This is a genomic window from Enterobacter sp. TMH.L2 (assembly GCF_050847315.1).
GTDB lineage: Bacteria > Pseudomonadota > Gammaproteobacteria > Enterobacterales > Enterobacteriaceae > Cedecea.
In genome coordinates this window covers 1,114,989-1,138,358 of sequence record NZ_CP193791.1, presented here as the reverse complement: position 1 = coordinate 1,138,358, position 23,370 = coordinate 1,114,989, and the positions used below count along the sequence as shown (strand labels likewise).

Annotated in this window: 23 protein-coding genes; 16 read left to right on the top strand and 7 right to left on the bottom strand. The window is 55.2% G+C overall.

The window, feature by feature from the left end; genetic code table 11:
• Positions 1-10 precede the first annotated feature (10 nt).
• The 3 genes from ACREYP_RS05515 to upp all read right to left on the bottom strand — a co-directional run bounded on the left by ACREYP_RS05515 (position 11) and on the right by upp (position 2,808).
• Positions 11-712 carry a DnaA inactivator Hda gene (locus ACREYP_RS05515; protein WP_213715630.1) on the bottom strand — a complete coding sequence of 234 codons (702 nt, stop codon included), beginning with the start codon at positions 710-712 and terminating at the stop codon, positions 11-13.
• A 97-nt stretch (positions 713-809) separates the two neighbouring features.
• Complete coding sequence (gene uraA, locus ACREYP_RS05510) at positions 810-2,096, bottom strand: uracil permease (protein ID WP_336819145.1); 1,287 nt, start codon at positions 2,094-2,096, stop codon at positions 810-812.
• Between the two features lie 85 nt (positions 2,097-2,181).
• Entirely contained in the window at positions 2,182-2,808 is a 627-nt protein-coding gene (gene upp, locus ACREYP_RS05505) for a uracil phosphoribosyltransferase (RefSeq protein ID WP_008459367.1), read from the bottom strand.
• Positions 2,809-3,031: 223 nt separating this feature from the next.
• Between upp and purM the strand changes: the two genes are divergently transcribed.
• The 4 genes from purM (at position 3,032) to ppx (ending at position 8,506) form a co-directional block, all read left to right on the top strand.
• Positions 3,032-4,069 carry a phosphoribosylformylglycinamidine cyclo-ligase gene (gene purM, locus ACREYP_RS05500; protein WP_336819144.1) on the top strand — a complete coding sequence of 346 codons (1,038 nt, stop codon included), beginning with the start codon at positions 3,032-3,034 and terminating at the stop codon, positions 4,067-4,069.
• Positions 4,069-4,707 (top strand): phosphoribosylglycinamide formyltransferase, encoded by a 639-nt coding sequence (gene purN / locus ACREYP_RS05495; protein WP_008459370.1) that lies wholly within the window; start codon positions 4,069-4,071, stop codon positions 4,705-4,707. The genes purM and purN overlap by 1 nt, the downstream gene beginning before the upstream one ends.
• Before the next feature lie 173 nt (positions 4,708-4,880).
• Positions 4,881-6,941, top strand: coding sequence for a polyphosphate kinase 1 (gene ppk1, locus ACREYP_RS05490; RefSeq protein ID WP_166871768.1), 2,061 nt, complete (start codon positions 4,881-4,883; stop codon positions 6,939-6,941).
• A 23-nt stretch (positions 6,942-6,964) separates the two neighbouring features.
• Positions 6,965-8,506: an exopolyphosphatase gene (ppx, locus tag ACREYP_RS05485; protein ID WP_008459374.1), complete on the top strand. Its 1,542-nt coding sequence runs from the start codon at positions 6,965-6,967 to the stop codon at positions 8,504-8,506.
• Position 8,507: 1 nt separating this feature from the next.
• Here ppx and ACREYP_RS05480 read toward each other — a convergent pair whose 3' ends face one another.
• Complete coding sequence (locus ACREYP_RS05480) at positions 8,508-10,769, bottom strand: EAL domain-containing protein (protein ID WP_166990526.1); 2,262 nt, start codon at positions 10,767-10,769, stop codon at positions 8,508-8,510.
• A gap of 356 nt (positions 10,770-11,125) precedes the next feature.
• Between ACREYP_RS05480 and ACREYP_RS05475 the strand changes: the two genes are divergently transcribed.
• The 6 genes from ACREYP_RS05475 (at position 11,126) to ACREYP_RS05450 (ending at position 15,696) form a co-directional block, all read left to right on the top strand.
• Positions 11,126-11,299, top strand: coding sequence for a YfgG family protein (locus tag ACREYP_RS05475; RefSeq protein ID WP_034809523.1), 174 nt, complete (start codon positions 11,126-11,128; stop codon positions 11,297-11,299).
• 146 nt (positions 11,300-11,445) lie between these two features.
• Positions 11,446-11,865: a VOC family protein gene (locus ACREYP_RS05470; RefSeq protein WP_213715579.1), complete on the top strand. Its 420-nt coding sequence runs from the start codon at positions 11,446-11,448 to the stop codon at positions 11,863-11,865.
• Positions 11,866-12,052: 187 nt separating this feature from the next.
• Entirely contained in the window at positions 12,053-13,054 is a 1,002-nt protein-coding gene (locus tag ACREYP_RS05465) for a fatty acid desaturase (protein ID WP_336819143.1), read from the top strand.
• Positions 13,047-13,844: a phosphate/phosphite/phosphonate ABC transporter substrate-binding protein gene (locus tag ACREYP_RS05460; RefSeq protein WP_498881182.1), complete on the top strand. Its 798-nt coding sequence runs from the start codon at positions 13,047-13,049 to the stop codon at positions 13,842-13,844. The genes ACREYP_RS05465 and ACREYP_RS05460 overlap by 8 nt, the downstream gene beginning before the upstream one ends.
• A 305-nt stretch (positions 13,845-14,149) precedes the next feature.
• The gene (locus tag ACREYP_RS05455; RefSeq protein WP_336709020.1) at positions 14,150-14,656 is read left to right on the top strand and encodes a P-loop nucleotide/nucleoside kinase family protein; all 507 of its coding nucleotides are present in this window, start codon (positions 14,150-14,152) and stop codon (positions 14,654-14,656) included.
• Positions 14,657-14,679: 23 nt separating this feature from the next.
• Positions 14,680-15,696: a S66 family peptidase gene (locus tag ACREYP_RS05450; RefSeq protein WP_336819141.1), complete on the top strand. Its 1,017-nt coding sequence runs from the start codon at positions 14,680-14,682 to the stop codon at positions 15,694-15,696.
• Here the strand turns inward: ACREYP_RS05450 and ACREYP_RS05445 are convergent.
• The gene (locus ACREYP_RS05445) at positions 15,690-16,610 is read right to left on the bottom strand and encodes a LysR family transcriptional regulator (RefSeq protein WP_336819140.1); all 921 of its coding nucleotides are present in this window, start codon (positions 16,608-16,610) and stop codon (positions 15,690-15,692) included. The two genes, ACREYP_RS05450 and ACREYP_RS05445, sit on opposite strands and share 7 nt — an antisense overlap.
• A 184-nt stretch (positions 16,611-16,794) precedes the next feature.
• Between ACREYP_RS05445 and ACREYP_RS05440 the strand changes: the two genes are divergently transcribed.
• Together ACREYP_RS05440 and ACREYP_RS05435 are read left to right on the top strand one after the other, a co-directional pair.
• Complete coding sequence (locus ACREYP_RS05440; protein ID WP_166990509.1) at positions 16,795-17,412, top strand: LysE family transporter; 618 nt, start codon at positions 16,795-16,797, stop codon at positions 17,410-17,412.
• A gap of 154 nt (positions 17,413-17,566) precedes the next feature.
• On the top strand, positions 17,567-18,112 hold the full coding sequence (locus ACREYP_RS05435) for a hypothetical protein (protein WP_166990506.1): 546 nt from the start codon (positions 17,567-17,569) through the stop codon (positions 18,110-18,112).
• Between the two features lie 224 nt (positions 18,113-18,336).
• Here ACREYP_RS05435 and ACREYP_RS05430 read toward each other — a convergent pair whose 3' ends face one another.
• Positions 18,337-19,542 carry a M24 family metallopeptidase gene (locus ACREYP_RS05430; protein ID WP_336819139.1) on the bottom strand — a complete coding sequence of 402 codons (1,206 nt, stop codon included), beginning with the start codon at positions 19,540-19,542 and terminating at the stop codon, positions 18,337-18,339.
• 211 nt (positions 19,543-19,753) lie between these two features.
• On the opposite strand from ACREYP_RS05430, the gene ACREYP_RS05425 reads away from it, so the two are divergent.
• From ACREYP_RS05425 to ACREYP_RS05410, 4 genes are read left to right on the top strand one after another with little or no spacing between them, the layout of a single operon-like run.
• Positions 19,754-19,996, top strand: a complete 243-nt coding sequence (locus tag ACREYP_RS05425) for a type II toxin-antitoxin system CcdA family antitoxin (protein WP_034809527.1) — start codon at positions 19,754-19,756, stop codon at positions 19,994-19,996.
• A gap of 2 nt (positions 19,997-19,998) precedes the next feature.
• A complete protein-coding gene (locus tag ACREYP_RS05420; protein WP_336819138.1) occupies positions 19,999-20,310 on the top strand; it encodes a CcdB family protein in 312 nt (103 codons plus the stop codon).
• Between the two features lie 49 nt (positions 20,311-20,359).
• Positions 20,360-21,208: an AraC family transcriptional regulator gene (locus ACREYP_RS05415; RefSeq protein ID WP_498881181.1), complete on the top strand. Its 849-nt coding sequence runs from the start codon at positions 20,360-20,362 to the stop codon at positions 21,206-21,208.
• A 57-nt stretch (positions 21,209-21,265) separates the two neighbouring features.
• Positions 21,266-21,673: a DUF2000 family protein gene (locus tag ACREYP_RS05410; protein ID WP_336819136.1), complete on the top strand. Its 408-nt coding sequence runs from the start codon at positions 21,266-21,268 to the stop codon at positions 21,671-21,673.
• Between the two features lie 67 nt (positions 21,674-21,740).
• On the opposite strand, the gene guaA is transcribed toward ACREYP_RS05410, so the two are convergent.
• On the bottom strand, positions 21,741-23,318 hold the full coding sequence (gene guaA / locus ACREYP_RS05405; protein ID WP_498881180.1) for a glutamine-hydrolyzing GMP synthase: 1,578 nt from the start codon (positions 23,316-23,318) through the stop codon (positions 21,741-21,743).
• Positions 23,319-23,370: the final 52 nt, after the last annotated feature.

The window sequence follows — 23,370 nt, the reverse complement described above, 5'->3', positions numbered from 1 at the left end:
ACGGGGAAAACTATAGGCTGAGGATCTCTTTGACGAACGGAATAGTGAGTTTGCGCTGGGCGGTAATCGAGGCGTGATCGAGCTGATCGAGCGTCATAAACAGGGTTCGCATTTCGCGATCGAGGCGTTTTAACAGGAAACGCCCCACGTCTTCCGGCAGCTCAAACCCCCGCAACCGGGAGCGCAGCTGCAGCGCCTGCAGCTTGTCGTCATCGGAAAGCGGCTGCAGCTTGTAGATTTGCCCCCAATCGAGGCGGGAAGCCAGGTCAGGCAACTGCAGATTGAGCTGACGAGGCGGCCTGTCACCTGTGATCAGCAGGCGCGTTTTCCCGGATTCCAGAATGCGATTATAAAGATTGAAGATCGCCATTTCCCACGGCTCGTCCCCGGCCACGCATTCGATATTGTCGATGCAAACCAGCGACAGCTGCTCCATCCCGTCGAGCACTTCCGGCACAAACCAGGTGCGCTTATCCAGCGGCACATAGCCCACGGCTTCACCGCGCTGGGAAAGCTCTGCGCAGGCCGCATGCAGCAAATGGCTGCGCCCGCCGCCTTCACGCGACCAGAAATAGATGTACCCGCTGTGATCCTGACGGAGTACCGCCTGCAGGGCGGCTAATAAAGAAGGGTTGTCACCCGGCCAGAAACTCGCAAAGGTTTCGTCGTCGGGAAGATAGAGTGGCAGTGAGAGCTGTGCCGGCGTATTCAGAAGTACCTCAACCATAACAGGCAGAAAATCGAAACGAGTCTAACACAGAATGGCTGAGGTTTAGAACCGGGCGAGGATCCGCCCGGCGAGGAAACGATCAGGCCTGCGCGTCGTTGTCTTTCGCGTCAAGCACGACTTCTTCCGGGCGCAGTATGCTGATAAGTTTGAAAATAAGACTCAGGCCTACGCCGACGATGGTCGCCAGCGCCATGCCTTTCAGCTCTGCCGCACCAATGTGCACCTTCGCCCCGCTCACCCCGATGATCAGGATCACGGAGGTCAGGATCAGGTTTTGCGCTTTGCTGTAATCCACTTTGGATTCGATCAGCACGCGAATACCGGAGGCGCCGATCACTCCGTACAGCAACAGAGAAACACCGCCCATCACCGGCACCGGAATGATTTGAATCGCCGCCGCCAGTTTGCCGACACAGGAAAGCAGAATGGCGATAATTGCCGCACCGCCGATAACCCAGGTCGAGTACACGCGGGTGATCGCCATGACGCCGATGTTCTCACCGTAGGTGGTGTTTGGCGTGGAGCCGAAGAAGCCGGAGAACACGGTTGAAATGCCGTTGGCAAACATCGAACGGTGCAGGCCCGGGTCGCGAATCAGGTCTTTTTTCACGATATTCGCGGTCACCACAAGGTGGCCCACGTGTTCGGCAATAACCACCAGCGCCGCAGGCAGAATGGTGAAGATAGCGAACCATTCAAAGCGAGGCGTATAGAAGGTTGGCAGCGCGAACCAGTGCGCTTCGAGGATGGGCGTCACGTCTACCACGCCCATGGCGAAGGAGAGCGCGTAACCCGCCAGCACGCCGATGAGAATCGGGATAATGGCCATAAAACCACGGAACAGCACGGAACCAAACACCGTGACCGCCAGCGTCACCAGCGAGATAATAATGGTGGTGGAATCCGGGGATGCGCCATCCGCAGGCAACAGTCCGGCCATGTTAGCCGCCACGCCCGCCAGCTCAAGACCGATAACCGCAACAATCGCACCCATCGCCGCCGGAGGGAACATCACGTCCAGCCAGCCGGTACCGGCTTTTTTCACAATCAGCGCCACGATGCAGAACAGCACGCCGCACATGATAAATCCGCCGAGGGCTACTTCATACCCCAGCGGCAGCAGCAGCAATACCGGAGAGATAAACGCGAAGCTGGACCCCAGATACGCCGGGATTTTGCCTTTACAGATGAACAGATAAAGCAAGGTGCCAATGCCGTTAAACAGCAGCACCGTAGCCGGGTTGATGTGGAACAGGATCGGCACCAGCACGGTTGCGCCGAACATGGCGAACAGATGCTGCAGGCTCAACGGAATCGTTTGCAGTAAGGGCGGGCGTTCACTTACCCCAATGGCGCGGCGGGTCATGTTGTTTTCCTCTAAGTGTTATTTTTAACGAACGGTGTTTGCTTCAATCAAAAAAAAGCCGACTTTCAAAGTCGGCTGATGAATCTTATTTTGTTCCGAATATCTTATCGCCCGCATCACCGAGGCCAGGAATAATGTACCCGTGCTCGTTGAGGCCCTGATCGATAGAAGCGGTGTACAACTCCACGTCCGGGTGCGCTTTTTCCAGCGCGGCGATGCCTTCCGGCGCTGCAACCAGCACCAGTACCTTAATGCTGGTACAACCCGCTTTTTTCAGCAGGTCGATGGTGGCAATCATAGAACCGCCGGTCGCCAGCATCGGGTCAACCACCAGCGCCATACGTTCTTCTATATTAGAAACCAGCTTCTGGAAGTAAGGCACCGGCTGCAGGGTTTCTTCATCGCGGTAAACGCCAACGACGCTGATACGCGCGCTGGGTACGTTTTCCAGAACGCCTTCCATCATGCCAAGGCCAGCACGCAGAATTGGCACAACGGTAATTTTTTTGCCTTTGATCTGGTCGACTTCCACCGGGCCGTTCCAGCCTTCGATGGTGACTTTCTCGGTTTCCAGGTCCGCAGTGGCTTCATAAGTAAGCAGGCTGCCTACTTCAGAGGCGAGTTCACGAAAGCGCTTGGTGCTGATGTCTTGCTCGCGCATCAGGCCCAGCTTGTGTTTGACGAGTGGGTGTTTCACTTCCACGATCTTCATACTCTTTCTCCCCCGAGATAGTTGGCTACCACAAAAAAAATCGCCGGATTATACCGCTTTTTTGCCGCTGCGCTACAGCTAATGGGATGATCGAGATCAACCGGACTGGATTGAGTCTATCTCAGGAATTCTTTTCTTGCCGATGACAAGAGGCTCGCAAACGTTTGCCTCCACTGTTAGAATTGCCGCGTTTTTCTTATATACCACCCGTGGGGAACGAGCAGTGACCGATAAAACCTCTCTCAGCTATAAAGATGCCGGTGTAGATATTGATGCTGGTAACGCTCTGGTCGACAGAATTAAAGGCGTAGTGAAAAAGACCCGCCGCCCGGAAGTGATGGGTGGCCTGGGCGGTTTCGGTGCGCTGTGCGCGTTGCCTCAGAAATATCGCGAACCGATTCTGGTTTCCGGCACCGACGGTGTGGGGACCAAGCTGCGTCTGGCCATGGATTTAAAACGCCACGACGCGATCGGCATTGACCTGGTCGCCATGTGCGTGAACGACCTGGTGGTTCAGGGCGCCGAGCCGCTGTTCTTCCTCGACTACTACGCCACCGGCAAGCTGGACGTGGATACTGCCGCCAGCGTTATCACCGGCATCGCCGAAGGCTGCCTGCAGTCAGGCTGCTCGCTGGTTGGCGGTGAAACCGCTGAGATGCCAGGCATGTACCACGGGGAAGACTACGACGTGGCCGGGTTCTGCGTAGGCGTAGTTGAGAAGTCTGAAATCATCGACGGGTCTAAAGTTGCCGATGGCGATGTCCTGATTGCATTGGGTTCAAGCGGCCTGCACTCCAACGGCTACTCGCTGGTGCGCAAAGTGCTGGAAGTGAGCGGCACCGACCCGCTGACCACCGAACTGGCAGGGAAACCTCTGGCGGATCACCTGCTCGAGCCAACCCGCATTTACGTGAAAAATATCCTTGAGCTGATTGAAAACGTGGATGTTCACGCCATCGCCCACCTGACCGGCGGCGGCTTCTGGGAAAATATTCCGCGCGTACTGCCGGACAACACCCAGGCCGTTATCACCGAATCTTCCTGGCAGTGGCCAGCCGTCTTCAACTGGCTGCAGCAGGCCGGCAACATCAGCCGTCACGAAATGTACCGCACCTTTAACTGCGGCGTGGGCATGGTCATTGCGCTGCCGGCGGCAGAAGCGGATAAAGCCGTTGCGCTGATGCAGGCCAAAGGTGAAAAGGCGTGGAAAATCGGTATCATCAAGGCATCTGATTCCGAAGAGCGCGTGGTTATTGAGTAATGAAACACATTGTGGTGCTGATTTCCGGTAACGGAAGCAATCTGCAGGCGATCATTGACGCCTGCCAGCAGAGGAAGATTAACGGCACCATCAGCGCGGTGTTCAGCAATAAGGCCGACGCGTTCGGCCTTGAGCGAGCCCGCGAAGCCGGGATCCCGACCCACGCGCTGACGGCAAGCGAGTTTGCCAGCCGGGAGGCGTTCGATCGCCAGCTGATGCAGGAGATTGACGCCTACGCGCCGGACGTCGTGGTGCTGGCGGGTTATATGCGCATTCTCAGCCCGGCCTTTGTGGCGCGCTACAGCGGTCGTTTACTCAACATTCACCCTTCCCTGCTGCCGAAATATCCCGGTCTGCATACCCACCGCCAGGTGCTGGAAAACGGCGATGAAGAGCACGGCACTTCCGTGCATTTTGTCACTGACGAACTGGACGGCGGCCCGGTCATTTTGCAGGCCAAAGTGCCGGTATTTGAAGGGGATGATGAGGACGAAATCACCGCCCGCGTTCAGCACCAGGAACACGCGATTTACCCGCTGGTCGTCAGTTGGTTCCTCGACGATCGACTAAAAATGCGCCAAAACGCCGCCTGGCTTGATGGCGTGCAGCTGCCCCCGCAGGGACATGCAGCAGAATAATTTAACTAAAAAGGGCTTAGGCCCTTTTTTTGTGTCTGTCTCTCATAAAGTTGTCATGGTCAGATGAGAGAGTTTCATCTGCATAGTTGGACATTCTCCGCTAAAGCTCGCCATAATAACTGACGTGACGGTGACGGCATTGCCACGTCCACGAAAACGGAGTGTGAGGACTAATGGGTCAGGATAAGCTGTATATCGAAAAAGAACTGAGCTGGTTGTCTTTTAACGAACGCGTTCTGCAGGAAGCGGCGGACAAGCTCAACCCGTTGATTGAAAGGATGCGTTTTCTCGGCATCTATTCCAATAACCTCGATGAATTCTATAAAGTGCGTTTCGCCGAACTGAAGCGCCGCATTTTAATCAGTGAAGAACAGGGTTCTCCTTCCAACCAGCGCCACCTGCTGAACAAGATTCAGGCTCGGGTGCTGAAGGCCGATCAGGAATTTGACAGCCTGTATAACGAGCTGCTGCTGGAGATGGCCCGCAACCAAATCTTCCTGATTAACGAACGTCAGCTTTCCGAAAATCAGCAAAGCTGGCTGCGCAGCTACTTCAAGCATCAGCTTCGCCCGCACATCACGCCGATTTTGATCAACCGCGATACCGACCTGGTGCAGTTCCTGAAGGACGATTACACCTACCTGGCGGTCGAAATCATTCGTGGGGACAGCATTCGCTACGCGCTGCTGGAGATCCCGTCGGACAAAGTGCCGCGGTTTGTGAACCTGCCGCCGGAAGCACCACGTCGCCGCAAGCCGATGATCCTGCTGGATAACATCCTGCGCTACTGCCTGGACGAGATCTTCAAAGGATTCTTCGATTACGACGCGCTCAACGCCTATTCAATGAAGATGACGCGTGACGCCGAGTACGACCTGGTTACCGAAATGGAATCCAGCCTGCTGGAACTGATGTCCTCCAGCCTGAAACAGCGTCTGACCGCCGAGCCGGTGCGCTTTGTTTATCAGCGCGATATGCCGGATGCGATGGTGGAGATGCTGCGCGACAAGCTGACCATTTCCAACTACGACTCGATCATTCCCGGCGGACGCTACCACAACTTTAAAGACTTTATTGGCTTCCCGAACGTCGGGAAAGCTAACCTGGTGAACAAGCCGCTGCCGCGCCTGCGCCATATCTGGTTCGATAAATTCCGTAACGGGTTCGACGCCATCCGCGAGCGTGACGTCCTGCTTTACTACCCGTACCACACCTTCGAACACGTTCTTGAGCTGCTGCGCCAGGCCTCCTTCGATCCAAGCGTGCTGGCGATTAAAATCAATATCTACCGCGTGGCGAAAGACTCACGCATTATTGACGCCATGATCCACGCCGCCCATAACGGCAAGAAAGTCACCGTGGTGGTCGAGCTGCAGGCACGTTTTGACGAAGAAGCGAATATCCACTGGGCGAAGCGCCTTACCGAGGCGGGCGTGCACGTTATCTTCTCCGCGCCGGGGCTGAAAATTCACGCCAAGCTGTTCCTTATTTCCCGCATGGAAGGCGAAGAGATTGTGCGTTATGCGCATATTGGGACCGGTAACTTTAACGAGAAAACCGCCCGTCTCTACACGGACTATTCCCTGTTAACCGCCGATGCTCGCATCACCAACGAAGTGCGTCGCGTGTTCAACTTTATCGAAAATCCGTACCGCCCGGTGACCTTCGACTATCTGCTGGTGTCGCCGCAGAACTCGCGTCGCCTGCTGTACGATTTGGTCGATCGCGAAATCAAAAATGCCCAGAACGGGCAGCCTGCCGGGATCACGCTGAAGCTGAATAACCTGGTAGACAAAGGCCTGGTGGACAGACTTTATGCGGCCTCCAGCGCGGGCGTGAAGGTGAACCTGCTAATACGCGGCATGTGTTCGCTGATTCCAGAACTCGACGGGATCAGCGATAATATCCGCGTGCAGAGTATCGTTGACCGCTACCTCGAGCACGACCGGGTCTATATTTTTGAAAACGGTGGCGATAAAAAAGTCTTCCTCTCGTCAGCCGACTGGATGACCCGTAACATCGACTACCGCATTGAAGTGGCCGTCCCGGTCCTCGATCCGCGCCTGAAGCAGCGTATGCTCGATATCATTGATATCCAGCTGAACGACACGGTGAAAGCGCGCATCATCGACAAAGAACTGAGTAATCGCTATGTGCCGCGCGGCAACCGCCGGAAAGTGCGTTCGCAGCTGGCGATCTACGATTATATTAAAACTCTGGAACAACCTGACTAACGCTCTCAGGCGAAGATAAAATTATGCCGATATCAAACCATGCTCCACGGCCGCAGGAATTTGCTGCGGTCGACCTCGGCTCGAACAGCTTCCACATGGTCATTGCCCGTGTGGTGGATGGCGCCATGCAAATCATTGGCCGCCTGAAGCAGCGCGTGCACCTCGCGGATGGCCTCGGGCCCGATAACAAATTAAGCGAGGAGGCCATGGAGCGTGGGCTCTCCTGCCTGGCGCTGTTTGCCGAACGCCTGCAGGGATTTGCAGCAGACAACGTGTGCATTGTGGGCACCCACTCGCTTCGCGAGGCCACCAATGCCGCTGAGTTTCTGAAACGCGCGGAGAAAGTGATCCCCTACCCGATCGAAATCATTCCCGGGAACGAAGAAGCCCGTCTGATTTTTATGGGCGTGGAACACACTCAGCCGGAGAAAGGCCGCAAGCTGGTGATTGATATCGGCGGGGGCTCCACCGAGCTGGTGATCGGCGAAGATTTTGAGCCAATGCTGGTGGAAAGTCGCCGTATGGGCTGCGTCAGCTTCGCACAAAACTTCTTCCCTGGCGGCGTCATCAGCCCGGAAAACTTCAAGCGCGCCCGCATGGCGGCTATCCAAAAACTGGAAACCCTTGCCTGGCAATATCGCCTGCAGGGCTGGAAAGTCGCGATGGGCGCCTCTGGCTCCATTAAAGCGGCGCATGAAGTGCTGATCGAGATGGGCGAAAAAGACGGGATGATCACCCCGGAACGCCTGGACATGCTCCAGCAGGAAGTGCTGAAGTTTAAAACCTTCGACGCCCTGAGCCTGCCGGGCCTGTCCGAAGAGCGTAAAGCGGTGTTTGTGCCTGGGCTGGCCATTCTGTGCGGCGTGTTTGATGCGCTCGCCATCCGCGAGCTGCGCCTGTCTGACGGTGCGCTGCGCGAAGGCGTGCTGTACGAAATGGAAGGCCGCTTCCGCCATCAGGATATTCGCATTCGCACCGCGCAAAGCCTGGCGGAGCAGTACCACATCGACAGCGATCAGGCTCGTCGGGTACTGGAAACCGTTGAACTGCTGTACCAGCAGTGGGAAAAACAGAACCACAAGCTGGCTAACCCGCAGATGGCCGCGCTGCTGAAGTGGGCCGCGATGCTGCATGAAGTCGGGCTGGGCATCAACCACAGCGGGATGCACCGCCACTCGGCCTACATTCTGCAAAACAGCAACCTGCCGGGCTTCAACCAGGAGCAGCAGGTACTGATGGCTTCCCTGGTGCGCTACCACCGCAAGGCCATTAAGCTGGACGATCTGCCGCGCTTCACGCTGTTTAAAAAGAAACAGTTCCTGCCGCTGATTCAGCTGATTCGTCTGGCCACGCTGCTGAATAACCAGCGCCAGGCGACAACCACCCCGCCGACGCTGGTGCTGGAAACCGACGACAACCACTGGACGCTGCGCTTCCCGCACGACTGGTTCAGCCAGAACACGCTGGTCCAGCTGGATTTGGAGCGTGAACAGCTGTATTGGGAAAGCATGACCGGCTGGAAGCTGACCATCGAAGAAGAGGCCGAAGCGGCGCTCTCCGCCTGATTTACTCCATTAGCCCCTTTGCGTCTTCCGGCGCAGAGGGGCTTTGTTCTTCTGCAAGGCTCTCCAGCGGCTGAGGGCGACCAATCAAATATCCCTGAACATAATCCATGCCCATCGCCCGGACGGCATCTTTTAGCGCCTGCGTTTCGACATATTCCGCCACAACCTGCATCTTCTTCATTCTTGCCAGCTGGCATATCGAGCTCACCACCTGGTAATCCAGGCTGCTGGTTAAAATATTGCGGATAAAGCTGCCGTCAATTTTAAGGATGTCGGCGCTCAGCTCTTTCAGACGCGCATAGCTGGCATAGCCTGTGCCAAAGTCGTCGATGGCCACCCGGCAACCCATGCGCTGCAGCATCTTCAACGTTACATTGGCCTGTTCAAGGTTGGTTAAAGAGTGACTTTCTGTCACTTCAAAAACCAGCTGCCACGGCTCAATACGGTACTTCGCCAGCAAATGCTGCACATCCCCCGGAAGCTGGGCCTGACACACCGAAGCGGGCGTCAGGTTAATGGCGAGCCTGCAGCCCGGCAAACTGTCGCGGTGCTTATCCATAAACTGCAGGGCGGCATTCAGCACCCAGCGGTCAATGCGGGATGAAAGCCCAAATTCATGGGCGACGGGCAAAAAGATATCCGGTGACAGCAGTTCGCCTTTATCGTCGCGCATCCGCAACAACACCTCGTAGTAGGCGTCACCCCGTAACCCTTCAATACGCTGCGCCATCAGCACAAACAGGTCCTGATCGAGCGCATGCTGGAGGCGGTTCATCATTTCAACTTTTCGTTTGACTGCATTCTGAATGTGATTGGAGCCTTTTTGCTGCAGGCTTTCGGGCTGTTGCGTAGAGAGCGATACCCCGGCCATGGTGCTTAACTCGCCGAGCAATAAGTAGAGATGGGACACCGGGTGGCGCACAAAGCAATAGCTGATGCCGATTTGCGGCTGCAGCGGCATCCCGTCCCACATAAAGCGGAACCGTCGGGCATGGGCGTACAGAGACTCAATTTTAGCCTGATGAGATTCATAATTGAGGCGCAGGGCGAGATCGTGCCCGGAAAGGTTGTACACCCTCTCGCCGGGCGACAGCTGGCCGCGCAAATATTCCGCCAGCTGCTGTTTGTATTGAATGCGCAGCAAAACGCCGTAGTTTCGACCCAGCAGCTCCAGCTCGGGAATCGACAAAAATCCCAGCGCGGACCAGGGCGTGTTCCCGAGGTCGCGAGATAACGCGCGTAGATTCGGCATCTGCATCATCGGGTCGATGAACGCCACGCGGCGTGCTTTATAGTGCAAGAAGCGCTGTCGGGTGGTCACCGCCGCCATTAAATAGATGGTGATGGAAAACACCGCATAGCAGGACGACGCAATGGCCAAATGCAGCTGAAAGCCCATATCCGGCGGCAGGTAATTATGGAACCCGCCGCAGAGAATAATCAGTACCACGGTCCAGGCGTTGGTAATAAACAAGAAGCCAAAACGCATCGCCCCCCACAGCATAACGGGCAGAATAAGCGTCAGCGTGTAATCGGTATTAAAAATAGTTTTGTTTTGGCTAATCGGGTACAGCAGCAGCCAAATAAGCAGGCCAATGAGCGCGGCCCAGAGCAGCATTTCACTTCGCGTCACGCCCTTCTGCCGCTGTCCCCGCATGCGGGACCAGAAGCTTTTGATAAAGCGCGGGTGCACTATCATTCTTAAAATAAAATAGAAGAACGGCAGCCCGGTTAATCCCCCCACCAGCACGGCCTGGAAATTAATTAATGTCCTGGCGCTCCACGGCGTGGCGGACAGAATAGAAAAACTGCGATCGTACCAGCCTAAAAATAACGCTATCTCGTAGAACACCAGAAATAGCCCGGCGTTAACCAGCACCAGCCAAAACATACGCTGAGCGGTGAGCTGAATCAGGCCGAAGGTCACCGCGCTGCGTCGCGACACAAAATAGCGATAGCAGCACGAACTGACCGTAATCGGCACGATAAAGTGCAGGACGGCCAGCAACGAAATCCACACGCCTTCTGAGGGCAGATAGCGAATCAGCAATGCCAGAACAATGCCCGGAATAGCCGCGCGCCCGAACAGTACGATGCAGGCGGTTAGCAGCGGGAGCGACATGTAAAGCAGGAAAACTCGCCCGCCATCCAGTACCGTCTGCGCGTTAAACGTTGCCACCAGCGGCAGCAGCAGGCTGGGGAGAATCAGGGGCAGTGCCCACCATTTACTTTTTGATTGTTTATACCAGCTAGCCAGTTGCATACATCTTCGCCAAAATCCCTGTTCCTCTTCGGGTATCTTCCGGATATCCTTTCCGGTTCGTTACGGCCCATCTTCCGTCACTGCGGGGGACAAATTTTAGTTCGCCAACATTAAGAATAATTGATGCATATCAGTATCAGTTCAATGAATCACCGCTGAGGTAAAATTCAGACTGAATATGATTCATATTAGTTCACAACAAATTCACCTCATGAATGAAATGCCCATGAATCATTCATTCAGGCCGTTTTTACATGATGAATAATTGACCTGAGTGGTTCTGTGTGACTAAATAGCCCCGTCGCCCGCATCGCCGGGCCAATCTTAAGGACCCCTGCGTGACACAGGTTACGACTATGCAAAGACGAAACCGTTTTAATAATCGCATGACCCGCATTATTCTGCTCATCAGTTTTCTGTTCTTTTTTGGTCGCTTTATTTATTCCTCCATCGGAGCCTGGTACCACCATCAGGATAAAAAAGCAGAAACCCAACAAAGCAGCCAGCAGGTGGACAGCGCTAACCGCTAGTCCGTCGGTTCCCCCTCGCGCTCTTTTAATTTCCTACCACTTGTTCAAAAATGCTCAAGCGCCCCGTTTGCTGGCCCCTCGCCTTGACCTGAAGTTAACTTGAGGTTGTAAAGTCACGCCATCAAAAACAGCTGAATGGGCAGATTATGGAACAGATTGATGTCGGCTTTACCCACGTCGCATTTATGGTGAAGGATCTGGATAAAAGCGTCGATTTCTACCTCCGCTATACCGCAATGAAAGTGATTCACCAGCGCGAACCCAACCTGCCGGACGCACGCAAGGTGGCCTGGCTCAGCGATCGCACCCGGCCTTTTGCGCTGGTTCTGGTGCAGGCAGACAACAACACCGACACGCCGCTGGGGAATTTTGGTCACCTGGGCGTGGCCTGCGCAACCAAAGAAGAAATTGATCGCAAGACGGAAATAGCGAGAGCCGAAGGTGTGCTGCGCAGAGAACCAGAGCAGCTTGGCGACCCGGTGGGTTACTTCGTGTTCTTTGCCGATCCAGACGGTAACACGCTGGAACTCTCCTACGGCCAGCGGGTTGGCATTGAGTCAATGTAAAGCCTGAAGGGCGACCAAAAGCCGCCCTTTTCTGTCGTTATGCCGCTACGCACCTCTGCCTTTATTCTCTCTTTCTGTTTAAGCATTTTATGTTCTAAGCATAGCTATTTATATTCCTATGGGCTTTAGCGGCGACGATTTACTCTCTGCTCAAATCAACGATTAATTGCGGGCAGTGATAAGTTAAATGAGTGGCAGAGCGTCGGTCTATTTACATGAAGAACAACGGGAATTTGTCAGTAAACTGCGGCGTTCGTGGCTGTGGCGCACGGAACTGCCCACCTGGCTGCTGATTATCACGATTTACGGCGGCTGGTTTGCCACCGTGGCGTGGTGGAAAACCATTGGCCTCTTCCCGGCAACGCTGCTGCTCATCTGGTTAGCCACCTGGTATATGTCGCTGCAGCATGAGCTTTTGCACGGCCACCCGACGCGCTTCCCACGCCTGAATCAGCTGTTCGGGCTGATCCCTTTTTCTATCTGGTATCCGTACGGCACTTATCGCGATCTGCATCTGAAACATCACCAGGATGAAGATCTGACCGTGCCGGAAACTGACCCGGAAAGTTACTACTTTACCCGCCGCCGCTGGCAGCATTTTAGCGGCGTTCAGCGCTTGCTGGTGCGCCTGCGTAACACCTTCCCAGGTAGGCTGCTGCTGACGCCGGTGCTGACCATGCGCTGGACGGCGATCAATATCTGGGAAACTTTCCGCAACGGCAATCGCCCGGCGATGGCGATGTGGACGGTACATCTGCTGCTGCTTATCCCGGTGCTCGGCTGGCTGGTGAAGCATGATTTCTCGGTGGTTTACTACCTGCTGGTCGTCACCTGGCCGATGCTGGCGATGACCAAGGTCCGCTCTTTCTTCGAACACCGCGCGGCGGAAGATCCCGAGGCCCGGACGGTGATTAACGAAGCAGGCATGTTCTGGCGTCTGCTGTTCTTGAATCTGAACTATCACTCCGTGCACCACGATCTCCCCGGCATTCCGTGGTACGGGCTGCCAACCGTTTACCGCGCGTATAAAGAGGAATACCTGCAGCGGAACCAGGGCTTCTTTGTGAACGGTTACGGCGAGCTGATGCGCGAGCATCTGATTAAACCGATCCAGGTGGAAATTAACCCGTTCTTCCCTGACGGCCGCCTGGCGCAGGACGTGGTGCCGCAGGAGAAAGCCCATGAGTAAGCTTATCTCGCTGCCGATGTACGACGTGCATCACCCGGATACCGAAGCGCTGTTAGCCACCTTGCGCCTGCTACTGAGCGAAGAAGGGCTGGACGGCGACAGTTTGATGTATAGCGAACCCGAAGATCGCCTGAGCCACTGGCAAGACTCGCGGCTGCTGCTCAGCCAGACCTGCGGTTATCCCCTGCGCGCCCTGCTGCCTAAGGTGCACGTCGTCGGTACGTTTCATTATCAGGCGGCAGGCTGCGAAGGGTTTCACTACAGCAGCCAGCTGATTGTGCGTGAAGCCGACGCGGGAAAAACGCTGGCAGATTTCCGGGGCAAGCGCGTCGTCTGCAACAGCGACGATTCCCAGTCCGGCTATCACGGCTTTCGCAGCCTGGTTGCCCCGCTGCAAAAAGACGGGAAGTTCTTCTCAGACATCGCCTTTAGCGGCAGCCACCGCCAGTCGCTGGCGGAGGTGCAGGCCGAAACGAGCGATATTGCCGCCATTGATGCAGTCACTCTCGCGCTGGTTGCTCATCACGAACCGGAACGCGTTGCGGGCCTGGTTTCTATCGGCACAACGGCGCTGGCACCGGGTTTACCGATGATCACCTCGGCGCAAACTTCAGCCGTGGAACTGGCGCAGCTGCGCCGCGCGTTGAAACGGCTGGTGAGCGAGCCTGAGTGGCAAGAAGTAAGGGAGGCGTTACTGATAAAAGATTTTAGCGTGACGCACCGGGATGATTATCAGCCCATTAGCGATGCGGCACAGAAAGCGGCGGCAAGTGGACTTGTAACGCTGTAGCTGGTTGGTTTTTAACTTCTCCCACTGAGAATCATGCCTCGCTTCTCGTCCAACGTTTCACTCAGCCACAGCGTCGCTTCTGTTTTTCCCCCCTCTCCCTAGCAGGGAGAGGGGAATTGCAGAAAAATCCTTCACAAATTTCAAAATTATGGCAGGAATCGCCAGCCATTAACCTCGTAAAAAACATGGTTATATCTTATAAAAACAACAAATAAGGTAGCTATTTAAAAGCCATTTCTCGCGCTACTATCGTTAAGTACGCGACAAAACGCGCCTGATAATTCCTCCTACAAAAAGCTTATCCGATGAACCAAATACACTTTATTGAAGGCCCGGTTGGTGCGGGTAAATCGACCTACGCTAAAGCCCTGGCCAAAACCGACGGGTTTACCCACATCGCGCTGGACGAGTGGTTCGTGCGGCTCTACAGCCCCGACCGTCCGGCCGGAAATTTTGTGCCCTGGTATGTGGAACGCAAAGACCGGCTGATTGCGCTTATCCTGAGCTATGCCCGCACGGTGCTTGCCACCAACAGCATTGCGCTGGAGCTGGGCCTAATTCAGCAAGGCCCAAGGTTAGCCCTGCTCCGCCAGCTGCAGGAAGAAGGCATTCCGTTTTGCGTACACGTCCTCGACGCGCCCAAAAGCGTTCGCCGCGAGCGCGTACAGCGCCGCAATACCGAACAAGGCGAAACCTTCTCGATGGTCGTGCCGGACGAGATTTTTGAAGTCGCCAGCAGCCTGTGGGAAGCGCCCGATGAGTTTGAACAGGAAGAGTTTGAGTTTGTTTTCCCGGCTACCGCCAGCCGATAACTGACCCACAGGGAGAAGTCGCCATGCCGCAGATTTATGCCCGCCCATTAACGGCGGGGGACACGATCGCCGTGTTTTCCCCCTCATCGGCGGCCACCGCGTTTGCCCCACAGCGCTACCAAAGGGCAAAAGCGTTTATTGAGTCGCAGGGGTTCTGTCTGCAGGAAGGCAGCCTGACAGGCAAAAAGGATTACTGGCGTTCTGGCTCCATTCGCGAGCGGGCGGATGAGTTTAATGCCCTTTTGCATGACCCGAACGTGCGCTGCATTATTTCGGCCATCGGCGGCTTAAACAGCAACTCGCTGCTGCCTTATATCGACTACGCGCAGCTGATGAAAGATCCCAAAATCATCATCGGCTATTCGGACGTAACCGCGCTCCTGGCGGGCATCTATCAAAGAACTGGGCTGATTACCTTTTATGGCCCGGCGGTGGTGGCTTCTTTGGGTGAGTTCCCTCCGCTGGTCGACAGCACGTTTGACTATTTCCTCAATATTCTCAGCCGGCCTCAGGCACTGCCGTACACGCTGAGCCAGCCCGCAGCGTGGACCGAGGAAATGCTCGACTGGGAAACACAATCCCGGGCGAAAACTCTGCGTCCGGGCAGCTGGTGCTTCGAGGGCACAGGCAAGGTAGAAGGCCGCGTCATTGGCGGCAACCTGAATACGCTTTACGGCATCTGGGGCAGCGAATACATGCCCGATATCAACCGGGGAGATATTCTGTTTATTGAGGACAGCCTGCAAAGCGCGGCTGAGCTGGAGAGGGAGTTTTCCCATCTTTTACTGTGCGGCGTGTTCGACCGCATCGCCGCCATTGTGCTCGGCAGACACGAGCTGTTTGACGACCAGGGCAGCGGAAAAACGCCGCTGCACATCCTGAGGGAAGTGCTGAATGGCCGCGAGATCCCCCTCGTCTCTGATTTTGACTGCTGCCACACGCACCCGATGCTGACGCTCCCGCTCGGGGTGCGGATGCGCATCGACTTTGACACTCAGGCCATATCCCTGACCAGCCAGTGGCTGGAAGCCGGTCAGTAATCGAAAGCCAGCATACCCGAGCGCCAGACGCTGGTCGTGCGGATCAGCGCCTTATCGCGCAGGAAATTAATCAGCGTGGCGATCACTTTGTCATGGCGCAGCTCGGGGCGGGTGACGATGAATAAATGGCGGCGCAGCGGCTGGGGCAAATCCAGAATGCGCATATTCTCCGGCACCGGCAGCACCGACAGCCACGGCATAATGGAAAACCCCAGGCCCTGATTCACCAGCCCGACTATCCCGCTGTCGCTTGCCAGCTTATGCACCACCTCATTACGCAGCCCCATCTCACGGCAGCGCTCCACGGCGGGGCTTAAGGTGTTGGCGTTCGGCTGGATAAACGGCAGGTTCTCCAGCTGCTGCCAGCTAAAAGGCTGCCGCAGGCGGAAGCTGCGGGGCAGCATCAGTACGTAAGGGTCGCTGATGTACGGCACGCCGTGCAGCGAGTCCGGGTAGCCCTGAATGGTAATGCCGATATCCGCCCGCCCGGACACCACCGCGTCGTTGAGGTGATGGTATTCCGTCGCGCTGTCATCAATATCCAGATGAATATCGGGCAGCGCCGTAGCCAGCGCTTCAAAGTAAAGCGGCAACAGGTTCGCTGTCGCGCTGCGGAAGCAGGCCACCCGCACGCGCCCGGCGAGCTGCGGCGCTTCCGCCGCCGTCTGCTCAATACCGTCCAGCAGCTGCATGATTTTTTTCGCATCTTTGAGGATTTGCGTGCAGGCGGCAGTCGGCACGCAGCCGCTGCGCGAGCGATGCAGCAGGCGCACATTCAGCTGTTGTTCCAGTTCGGCAATCGCATGGCTGATGCGCGACTGAGTACAGCCCAATGCTGCGGCTGCGGCGCTGAAACCATTGTTTTCCACTACGGCTATCAGCATTTCCAGCTGATTTAGCTTTATTCCGGCCATATTTTCAGTCAGTTATTGGAAATAGCAGCTTTCGACAAATCGAAATTCTTCATAGATAAGGAAAACATATCACGCTTTTCGGTTGCCGCCTACGGGCCTTCCTTCCCATCATAAAGCCAGCCAGTACGGCGCATAAAAGCAAGAATGCATCATCTGAACTAAGCACTGTAAGGAAAACCTGAGCATGCCCGGCATCATTCATTACGGCACCTTTGTCGTCTCTTTCATCCTGCTGTTAATCATTCCCGGCCCCGGGAATCTGATCCTGATCACCAGCGCCAGCAAAGGCGGCGCGCGCAGCGGCTATCTCTGCCTGATGGGGATTATTCTGGGTGACCAGGTGCTGCTGTGGCTGGCCATCGCGGGCGTGGCGGCGCTGCTCGAATCCTCGCCGCATGTTTTCCAGGTCATCAAGTGGCTGGGTGCCGCTTACCTGCTGTGGATGGGTGTGCAGCTGCTGATGAAAGCGAAAACCAGCGCCCCGCCGCCGCCGGTGACCGGTAAAAGAACGCCGTTTTTGCAGGGCATGGTCATTACTCTGATGAACCCCAAACCCATTCTGTTCTACGTGATGTTCCTGCCGTTGTTTATCGACCCCGCACGTAGCCTGGGGATCCCGACGTTCGCTATTCTGGCGGGTACGGCGGCCGCGCTGACCTTTATCTACTGTTCGATAATGATCTTCCTGACGACTTCGCTTGCAGAGAAAGTGCGTTCGCGGCCGGGCATGGTTTATCTGCTGGGGAAAGCCACCGGCCTGTTCCTGGCGATATTTGCGGTGAAGCTGGCATTTTTTAGCTGAGGTCGGACAGGTTATTTACGCCCGATCGCACTGTAATTATTCTGATTCGGCATCTGGCGTTTTACAGAAATATCTCACTAATGGTTACGTGTCATTCTTTTTAGATTGCTATATTCTTTGCGCGGATATTTCATCTAATAAGGAAATTGATTATATGAGAGTCGTCGTATTACAGGGCCAATATGGCCTGTTCAAAAAAGAAGGGCTTGATCTTTCCATGCCGGCAATACAAACCTGCCTGGGGCTTTATGCCGTATCAGAGCAGCATGATTACCTTCTCTGCGCGCATTTTGATTCAGAAGTCGGGCTGCAGCAAAATTTAAGAGAAATTAAGAATGCTTTAGCGGCTAAAAACATCAGCATGAGCAGCCTTAAAGCAACGGTCTTTGGCGGCGACGGTAAACAAAGCTACGTTCGGTGTTCCCCTCCCAGCAGCCACATAGGGAATGATATTGTCAGCTTTATCAAAGCGCAGGGAGGCAGCGCCGAGTATTCAAATGAGTATTACTCTGGCGTTATCCCCAAAACATTCAACTTTCACTATCAAAAAGGCTGCGGTATCTCCGAGGGGCAAAATCCGAAGGATTTTTCTGGCGCCAGTCAGCAGGCAATGAATTTAGCTAAGCAAAGAATGAGACTGAGGCCTGCTGAATATTCTCTCGCCCATGCAAAAATGGTAGATGTCAGCCGCTTATACTAAAATCCGTTATTTTCACCTAAAGGAACCGCCTGATATTATCGGGCATTATTTACAATCCCTTTATGTACAAATTAATCTCGCAGGTTCCTTTATTTTTAATAATGCAATGTACTATCCAACCATTACAAAATTAAGATACTTAATTTAGCAAAGCTGACAACACGAATTCACAACAATATCTTAATTAAGAGATTAACGGGGCATCTTAATGCCCCGAATTAAGCTTAATCAAAACGCTGTAGCGTCCTCGGTAACTGGCTAAACAATTCATAGCCGTCATCGGTGATGAGCAACATATCTTCCAGCATGATCGCCCCGACGCCGATGCCGTAGTAAGGCGTTTCCACGCTAAAGACCATGCCCGGTTCAAAGGTTTCGGTTGCCGCAGCGCTCACGAACGGCGCCTCTTCCAGGCCTAAGAACAGCCCATCGCCGTGCCCTAAATGGCCGCGATTATAGTGCGGCAAGCCATTGGCCTTGATTTTACTCATCGTGTCGTTAAACACATGGCTGAGCTTTACGCCCGGGCCAATCAGGCTGAGCATATGCTCGTGGCCCTGCAAAATGGTTTGGTAGATTCGCTCGGCCATGGCCGTTGGCTGCCCGAACACCACGGTTCGCGCCAAATCCGCACCGTACCCGGCGACATCCACGCCGCAGTCAAATTTGATCAAATCCCCCGGTTTAACGGGTTCGCGGCTCGGGATTAATTTGGGGGCAAAGTCATCGCCCACCGAGATCAAATGGAAGCGCGACAGGTTGGTCTCCGGGTACTGCATCACGGCAGCTTTGTAGGCGGCGGTGAGATCCCAGGCCGAGCAGCCCGCGCCAATCGCCTTAAAGGCTTCACTGATGCCATACTCGGTGATCTGCGCACTTTTACGCAGGAAGGTAATCTCCCAGGGGCTTTTGACCATCCGTAGCTCATTAAAGATTGCCGTGGAGTCCACCAGCCGTAGATTCGGGATCACCTTATCCAGCGTCTGCTTGCCGCCGTTGCTCATCGCATTCAGCTCGATAGCGATGTTTGTATCCAGCACGCCCGCATCCGCCAATGTGGACTTGAGCAGCGTGAAAACGGCCTCCACCGGCGGGCCAATCGGCCGCTCTTTCACCACCCGCTGCGGGTTAAAAGGCTCGTCGACATCTACCCAAACCGGGAAGGTCTTCAGCTCATAGTTCGCCAGATCAAACTTCAGGCCAGCCGCCTCAAACTCATTCATCACGATCAACGAAGGCAGCTTCTCATCCCGGAAAATGACCGCCAGCGCCGCGCCGGTATGGCGGAAGGTGTACATAAAGAAACTGGCAAACCCTGTGACATGGCAAAAGTTGTCCGGGGTGGTCACTACCAGAGCCTCAATATTGTGCCGGGCCATGATCGCCCGGGCTTTGGCCGTGACCGCCTGGAGATGATCTGCTTTATTCATGGTGCTCGTTACCTCAGTCTTGTTTAACTTTTGCCGGAGTCGGATCGCCAGATGTTTTAGCAGATCACTCGGGATTTATATAGCGGGCTTGAAACCCGGACATGAAGTCGATTTTTAACCAAAGATATTTGGTGATATTTTAGCCATACAGTATATGTGCTACTGTATGCGTTATTAACACATACAAAAACACAGTTCTTGAGGAGGAGCCATGCCTGCATCAGCAAGTATACGAGTGAAAAAAACCGTCACCGTCACACTAGAGCCAGATCTGATTCAGGAAGCCAAAGCGGCAGGAATCAACTTGTCACAAACGTTGCGTAAAGCGCTAAAAGCCGAAATCAAGGAGATTGAAGCCGCTCGCTGGAAGAAAGAAAACGAAGCCGCAATCGACTATCTGAACCAGCTCACGGAAGAAAACGGGCTTTTATCCGACACCTACAGGACGTTCTAATCATGCAATTCACCGTCTACAAAAATACGGGAAAGCCAACGGCTTACCCGTATTTATTGAATGTTCAGAGCAACATCATTGGGCGCAGAAACACCCGAGTCGTCATTCCTTTATTCCCTGCTGAAAACTATAAAGGGCCACGCACGGACAAACTCACCCCATCCATTCATCTGGCCGGTGAAGATTTTATTGTGATGACTCATGAACTCGCGAGCATCCCTGAACGGGTCCTGGGCGCAGAACACTGCAGCGCGGCTGAACATGAAAATACAATAAAAGCGGCGCTTAGCTTCCTTTTCTATGGCATCGAGTAGCCTGCTCCTCTTTCGGAAACCGAATTCGTTTTAAAACGAGGCCTGATTGATGACAACGCGCGACAAAACAAGCAGCGACTGGGTTGATATCAACCGCGATGAAGAGAGCGGTTTAGAGAGTATTAACGCCCATTTCTCCGGCCACGCTTATGACGCGCACGATCATGATGAAGTGCTTGTCGGCGTTACGCAGCAGGGGCTCCAGCGCTTTAACTGCCACCGCACCACGCACACCAGCCATCCGGGAAGAGCCATTCTGATTGAACCCGGCGCGGTGCACGACGGCCACGCTCCCGAAGCCGAAGGCTTTACTTACGCGATGCTCTACCTGCCGCAAGCCTGGGTGGGCGATCACATGCAGCGCCGCGGGCTGGGCAACATCGCAACGCTGGAAGCCGCTTTCCATAACACCCTGGCGGACGACCCGCAGCTAAGCATTGCTATTCAGCAGGCGTTTTTTGCCGTTCACCATCGCGAAGGGCGACTCGCCCGCGACCAGACGCTCGACCACCTTATCGCCCTGCTTTCTCGTCACATCAGCCTCAGGCCGCCTTCCACCTCAAACGATGCGCTTCGGCAAATGCATGAAGTCCGGAATTATCTTCACGATCGTATGCATCTGGACATCGGCCTCGACGAACTCGCGCTGCACTCCGGCATCGACAGGTTCCGGCTCAACCGCCAGTTTAAGCAGGCATTTGGCCAGTCGCCCCACGCTTACCTGGTGCGACTCCGCCTGCGCACTGCCCGTTCGCTGCTGGCACAGGGGAAAGAGCCTGCGCTGGTCGCCACACAAACCGGATTTGCCGACCAAAGCCATATGGGACGCTGGTTCCAGCGCGCCTATCGCCTCTCCCCCGTCGCCTATCAGCGCCGCTGCACAAACGTTCTATACTGACCGCCCTGTTATCTTCGATGATGCTTTCTCAGAAAGATGAACGGAGAAGCAGGACAGATGTTTGATACCAAAATTGCCTTTATCGTACGCGACGATTTACCTACCTGGCAGCGCCTGAACGTGGTGGCGTTTCTCGGCACCGGCGTGGCAGCCGCCTCCCCGGAAATAATGGGCGCGCCCTACATAGATGCGAAAGGCCGCGAATACGGCAATTTGTCCGGCCAGCCGATGCTGATTTTCGAATCCGATCTCGCAGGGCTGCAAACCGCTCACCGTAAAGGCCTGGAGCGCGAGCTAACCCTGATCCCATACGTGCACGCCATGTTTTCCACCGGGCATGACGCAGCCAACCGGGAAGTGTTCAAAGCGGAAGATGTCGACAGCATGAACCTGGTCGGCCTGGCAATGCGTGGCCCGAAGAAGATGGTGGATAAGGTGATAAAGGGGTTGAAGCTGCATAAGTAAGGGAAGACAAATATAAAAAAGCCCGCAATCGCGGGCTTTCAGCACATCTAGTCAATTAAGAGAGTGATTATTCCCACTCAATCGTCGCCGGCGGCTTGCCGGAGATATCGTAAACCACGCGGGAGATGCCGTTCACTTCGTTGATGATGCGGTTGGACACGCGGCCGAGGAAGTCATACGGCAGGTGCGCCCAGTGCGCGGTCATGAAGTCGATGGTTTCTACCGCACGCAGGGAAACAACCCAGTCGTACTTGCGGCCATCGCCCATTACGCCCACGGAACGGACCGGCAGGAACACGGTGAACGCCTGGCTCACTTTGTTGTACAGGTCGGCTTTGTGCAGCTCTTCGATGAAGATAGCGTCGGCGCGGCGCAGCAGGTCGCAGTACTCTTTCTTCACTTCGCCCAGCACGCGAACGCCAAGGCCTGGGCCTGGGAACGGGTGGCGGTAAAGCATGTCGTACGGCAGGCCCAGCTCGAGACCGATCTTACGCACTTCGTCTTTGAACAGCTCGCGCAGCGGCTCAACCAGGCCCATCTTCATCTCTTTCGGCAGGCCGCCCACGTTGTGGTGAGATTTGATGACGTGTGCTTTCCCGGTCGCGGAGGCCGCAGACTCGATAACGTCAGGGTAGATGGTGCCCTGCGCCAGCCATTTAACGTCTTCCAGCTTCAGCGCTTCTTCGTCGAACACTTCCACGAACACGCGGCCGATGATCTTACGCTTGGCTTCCGGGTCGTTTTCGCCCGCCAGCGCGGTCAGGAAGCGGTTTTCGCCTTCAACGTGAACGATGTTCAGGCCGAAGTGGTCACCGAACATGTCCATCACTTGCTGGGCTTCGTTCAGGCGCAGCAGGCCATTGTCCACGAACACGCAGGTCAGGTTTTTGCCGATGGCGCGATGCAGCAGCATCGCGGTCACAGAGGAGTCAACGCCGCCGGACAGGCCGAGGATAACTTTGTCGTCACCCACCTGCTCGCGGATGCGAACGATAGCATCTTCGATGATTTTTGCCGGGGTCCACAGCGCTTCACAGCCGCAGATTTCCAGCACAAAACGCTCCAGCAGACGCTGGCCCTGACGGGTGTGGGTCACTTCCGGGTGGAACTGCACGCCGTAGAAGCGTTTTTCTTCGTTGGCCATAATGGCGAACGGACAGGTTTCGGTGCTGGCAACGGTCACGAAGTCAGACGGGATGGCGGTGACTTTGTCGCCGTGGCTCATCCAGACGTCCAGCAGCGGCTGGCCGGCTGCGCTCAGGGAGTCTTCGATGCCGCGAACCAGCGCGCTGTCGGTTTTCACTTCAACCTGCGCGTAGCCGAATTCACGCTCGGTAGAGCTTTCAACGTGGCCGCCCAGCTGCATGGCCATGGTCTGCATGCCATAGCAAACGCCGAACACCGGCACGCCGGCTTCGAACACGTACTCAGGCGCACGCGGGCTGTTTGCTTCGGTGGTGCTTTCCGGGCCGCCGGAAAGGATGATGCCGCTTGGGTTGAACTCACGAATTTGAGCTTCGGTAACATCCCAGGCCCACAGTTCGCAGTAAACGCCGAACTCACGGACGCGGCGCGCCACTAGCTGAGTGTACTGAGAGCCGAAGTCGAGGATCAGAATGCGATGTTTATGAATGTTTTCCGTCATTGACGTTAATTCCGAGGCAAGTGATACAAAACAAAAACACCCGGCATAAAGC

Excerpts from the sequence above, each read along its gene's own strand:
- ACREYP_RS05420 (WP_336819138.1), top strand. The coding sequence starts at position 19,999 with ATGCAATTCACCGTCTACAAAAATACGGGAAAGCCAACGGCTTACCCG.
- ACREYP_RS05450 (WP_336819141.1), top strand. The coding sequence starts at position 14,680 with ATGCCGCAGATTTATGCCCGCCCATTAACGGCGGGGGACACGATCGCC.
- uraA (WP_336819145.1), bottom strand. The coding sequence starts at position 2,096 with ATGACCCGCCGCGCCATTGGGGTAAGTGAACGCCCGCCCTTACTGCAA.
- purN (WP_008459370.1), top strand. The coding sequence starts at position 4,069 with ATGAAACACATTGTGGTGCTGATTTCCGGTAACGGAAGCAATCTGCAG.
- ACREYP_RS05430 (WP_336819139.1), bottom strand. The coding sequence starts at position 19,542 with ATGAATAAAGCAGATCATCTCCAGGCGGTCACGGCCAAAGCCCGGGCG.
- ACREYP_RS05445 (WP_336819140.1), bottom strand. The coding sequence starts at position 16,610 with ATGGCCGGAATAAAGCTAAATCAGCTGGAAATGCTGATAGCCGTAGTG.
- ACREYP_RS05460 (WP_498881182.1), top strand. The coding sequence starts at position 13,047 with ATGAGTAAGCTTATCTCGCTGCCGATGTACGACGTGCATCACCCGGAT.
- ACREYP_RS05440 (WP_166990509.1), top strand. The coding sequence starts at position 16,795 with ATGCCCGGCATCATTCATTACGGCACCTTTGTCGTCTCTTTCATCCTG.
- ACREYP_RS05415 (WP_498881181.1), top strand. The coding sequence starts at position 20,360 with ATGACAACGCGCGACAAAACAAGCAGCGACTGGGTTGATATCAACCGC.
- upp (WP_008459367.1), bottom strand. The coding sequence starts at position 2,808 with ATGAAGATCGTGGAAGTGAAACACCCACTCGTCAAACACAAGCTGGGC.
- ACREYP_RS05410 (WP_336819136.1), top strand. The coding sequence starts at position 21,266 with ATGTTTGATACCAAAATTGCCTTTATCGTACGCGACGATTTACCTACC.
- ACREYP_RS05465 (WP_336819143.1), top strand. The coding sequence starts at position 12,053 with ATGAGTGGCAGAGCGTCGGTCTATTTACATGAAGAACAACGGGAATTT.
- ppx (WP_008459374.1), top strand. The coding sequence starts at position 6,965 with ATGCCGATATCAAACCATGCTCCACGGCCGCAGGAATTTGCTGCGGTC.
- ACREYP_RS05475 (WP_034809523.1), top strand. The coding sequence starts at position 11,126 with ATGCAAAGACGAAACCGTTTTAATAATCGCATGACCCGCATTATTCTG.
- ACREYP_RS05425 (WP_034809527.1), top strand. The coding sequence starts at position 19,754 with ATGCCTGCATCAGCAAGTATACGAGTGAAAAAAACCGTCACCGTCACA.
- guaA (WP_498881180.1), bottom strand. The coding sequence starts at position 23,318 with ATGACGGAAAACATTCATAAACATCGCATTCTGATCCTCGACTTCGGC.
- ACREYP_RS05435 (WP_166990506.1), top strand. The coding sequence starts at position 17,567 with ATGAGAGTCGTCGTATTACAGGGCCAATATGGCCTGTTCAAAAAAGAA.
- ACREYP_RS05455 (WP_336709020.1), top strand. The coding sequence starts at position 14,150 with ATGAACCAAATACACTTTATTGAAGGCCCGGTTGGTGCGGGTAAATCG.
- ACREYP_RS05470 (WP_213715579.1), top strand. The coding sequence starts at position 11,446 with ATGGAACAGATTGATGTCGGCTTTACCCACGTCGCATTTATGGTGAAG.
- ppk1 (WP_166871768.1), top strand. The coding sequence starts at position 4,881 with ATGGGTCAGGATAAGCTGTATATCGAAAAAGAACTGAGCTGGTTGTCT.
- ACREYP_RS05480 (WP_166990526.1), bottom strand. The coding sequence starts at position 10,769 with ATGCAACTGGCTAGCTGGTATAAACAATCAAAAAGTAAATGGTGGGCA.